The sequence below is a fragment of the Allobosea sp. P4_C6 genome, assembly GCF_056402015.1.
In genome coordinates this window covers 1-2909 of record NZ_JBFUIF010000162.1, presented here as the reverse complement: position 1 = coordinate 2909, position 2909 = coordinate 1, and the positions used below count along the sequence as shown (strand labels likewise).

At 62.9% G+C, this 2909-nt stretch carries 2 protein-coding genes and 3 pseudogenes; 4 read left to right on the top strand and 1 reads right to left on the bottom strand.

Going from position 1 to position 2909, the window contains the following annotated elements; translation table 11 throughout:
- The 4 genes and pseudogenes from AC1DVA_RS27360 to AC1DVA_RS27345 form a co-directional block, all read left to right on the top strand.
- The coding region (locus AC1DVA_RS27360) for an integrase core domain-containing protein (protein WP_476807979.1) at positions 1 to 245 on the top strand (245 nt) is incomplete at its 5' end.
- 29 nt (positions 246 to 274) lie between these two features.
- Positions 275 to 680 (top strand): annotated as a pseudogene (locus tag AC1DVA_RS27355) (hypothetical protein); the annotation flags it as partial.
- Positions 677 to 2210, top strand: a pseudogene (gene arfA / locus AC1DVA_RS27350) (arabinosylfuranosidase ArfA). The pseudogenes AC1DVA_RS27355 and arfA, both read left to right, overlap by 4 nt.
- Before the next feature lie 19 nt (positions 2211 to 2229).
- A complete protein-coding gene (locus AC1DVA_RS27345; RefSeq protein ID WP_265054556.1) occupies positions 2230 to 2535 on the top strand; it encodes a hypothetical protein in 306 nt (101 codons plus the stop codon).
- 136 nt (positions 2536 to 2671) lie between these two features.
- On the opposite strand, the pseudogene AC1DVA_RS27340 reads toward AC1DVA_RS27345, so the two are convergent.
- Positions 2672 to 2909, bottom strand: a pseudogene (locus tag AC1DVA_RS27340) (IS110 family transposase); the annotation flags it as partial.

Sequence of the window (2909 nt, the reverse complement as noted above, 5' to 3'; positions counted from 1 at the left end):
CCAATGGGCAGGTCGAGCGAATGAACCGGACGATCAAAGACGCGACCGTCAAACGCTATCACTACGACAGCCACGACCAGCTCGATCGTCACCTCCAGGACTTCGTCTCAGCTTACAATTTCGGCCGGCGCCTGAAGACCCTCAAAGGCCTCACGCCCTACGAGTTCATCTGCAAGCGCTGGACTTCAGAGCCGGAACGATTCACCCTCGATCCAATCCACCAAATGCCGGGACTAAACACCTAGACCTCGGCGAGTTCGGCCATGATGATCGCCTTGGTGAAGCTCTCCATCGCTTTGAGGAAGGTCTCAGTTGCGGCAACAGCGGTGGCCTCGTCGCCCAGCCCCGCCTGATTGTCGCCGACGAGCCGGTCTCGATGGTCGATGCCTCGCTGCGCATGTCGATCGTCAACCCGTTCGGCCGGCTGCGCGACGAGCTCGGCCTGTCGATCCTCTACATCACCCACGATCGCGCCACCCCCTACTACATCAGCGACCAGCTCATCATCATGCAGAAGGGAGGGGTGGTCGAGCAGGGGCCGGCGCGCGCCGTGGCTCTCGGCGCCGACGCATCCCTATTCCCGCCAACTCCGCGACGCCGTGCTCACGCCCGACAGCGCCGTGGCCTTCCGTGCCGATCATCCACGCAAAGCCGTTGCTACACCCGGAGTCACGTCATGAGACAAGCCAGCATCACCTGCGATCGCGCCTTCGCCATCGGCGACACCGACCCGCGGCTCTTCGGCGCCTTCGTCGAGCATTTGGGCCGCTGCGTCTATGGCGGCATCTACGAACCCGGCCATCCCACTGCCGACAAGCGCGGCTTCCGCAATGACGTGCTCGAACTCGTCAAGGAGCTCGGCCCGACGATCATGCGTTATCCGGGCGGCAACTTCGTCTCCGGCTACAATTGGGAGGACGGGGTGGGCCCGSCCAAGGACCGGCCCGCCCGGCTCGATCTCGCCTGGTTCACCACCGAGCCGAACAACTTCGGCACCAAGGAGTTCATGGACTGGTGCCGGGCGGCGAAGATCGAGCCCATGCTCGCCGTCAATCTCGGCACACGCGACGGCGACGCAGCACGCAATCTCGTCGAATACTGCAACCATCCCGGCGGCACCGCCTGGTCGGATCTGCGCATCGAGCACGGCTGGAAGAAGCCGCACGACGTGAAGTTCTGGTGCCTCGGCAACGAGGTCGACGGCCCCTGGCAGATGGAGCACAAGACCGCGACGGAATACGGGCGCGTCGCCCATGAGGCGGCGAAGATGATGCGCTGGATCGACCCGTCGATTGAGCTCGCCGCCTGCGGATCGTCGGGCCGCAACATGCCGACCTATGGCCTGGGAAGACGAGGTGCTGGAGCACACCTTCGACCAGGTCGAGTTCATTTCGCTGCACACCTACTTCAACAACTATGCCGGCGATACCAAGGCCTTCCTCGCCAGTCCCGACCTGATGGACCAGTTCATCGAGGAGGTCGTCGCGATCTCGGGCGCGGTCGCGGCGCGGCGCCGTTCCAACAAGCGCATCATGCTGAGCTTCGACGAATGGAACGTCTGGTACCGCACCCGGCGCGTCAGGGCGGATCGCGTCAAGGAAGGCTGGCCGGTGGCGCCGCCGATCCTCGAGGAAATCTATTCGATGGAGGACGCGCTGGTCTTCGGCGGCGCCTGTATCTCGCTCCTCAACCATGCCGACCGGGTGAAGGCCGCCTGCCTTGCGCAACTTGTCAACGTGATCGCGCCGATCATGACCGAAACCGGCGGGCCGGCCTGGCGGCAGACAATCTTCTGGCCCTTCGCCCAGATGAGCCGGCTGGGGCGCGGCAGCGTGCTCAAGGCGATCGTCAAATCCGAAAGCTACAAGGCCTCGTATTTCGATCCGCGCGGCAAGCAGGACCTCTACTATCCGATCGAGGCGCCCTATCTGAAGGCGTCGGTCGTCAGCGACGACAAGGGCGTCTCGCTCTTCCTGCTCAACCGCGACCTGGAAGGCGGGCTCAACGTCACGGTCGATGCGCGCGGCTTCGGCAAGCTCAAGGTGACCGAGGCGACCGAACTGCGGCACAGCGATCTGACGGCGGTCAACAGCAAGCAGGAGCCGCTCAAGGTCAAGCCGGCAACGTTGAAGGGCGTCTCGACGAAATCGGACAGCATCATTCTGGAATTGCAGCCGGCCTCGTGGAATGTGATCAGGCTCGACAGCTGACAGGACGGCGCCCGCAAGGATGAACGAGAGCCCGCTATCACCGCATCGCGGACGCCGCAGCAATGGCGGCAGGGTGTCGCGCGCCGAGGGCCGGCAGGATCTGGGCTTCCTCGTCGTCAACGCAACGCAAACTCAGCGATATCGCGACGACGGATCTCGACCTCGATCGCCACCACTCGATCCGCTGCGCATCGGCATCGACGACAAGGAGGGCCGGCCCGGGGGCATCAATATTTTCGGACGCGGCTTCGGCAACCACAATCAAGACATCAAGATGCGGCTGCATCTGCGTGGCATGAACGCCCTGCATCACGTCGCGCCGTGACGGCCCGCGGAGGACTAGTTTCAATCTTCGAGCGTCACGATCGCGTGACGCTCGGGATCGTAGTCGCCACGTGTCCGCCATCAGCGCGCTTGAGACCATTTACGGGTTTTCCGAAAGGGAGCGACTGTCTTGTTGGTCAAGCGGGAATTGGTTGCCATGGACGTCTATCTCGCAGGATTGCGTTGAGGATAGTGACTAGCTTTGGAGCGACGGCGATTTGGGCGAGGAGCTTTGGTTTTCCGCCAGCGATGAGCTTGTCGCGGAAAAGTTTGAGCACTGGATTATGGCGCGCGGCGACCATGGTTCGACGAATAAGGAGCACGCTCTTGCGGCCGCCGCCGATGAAGCTCTTTCCGAGTGATGCTCTGAATAAT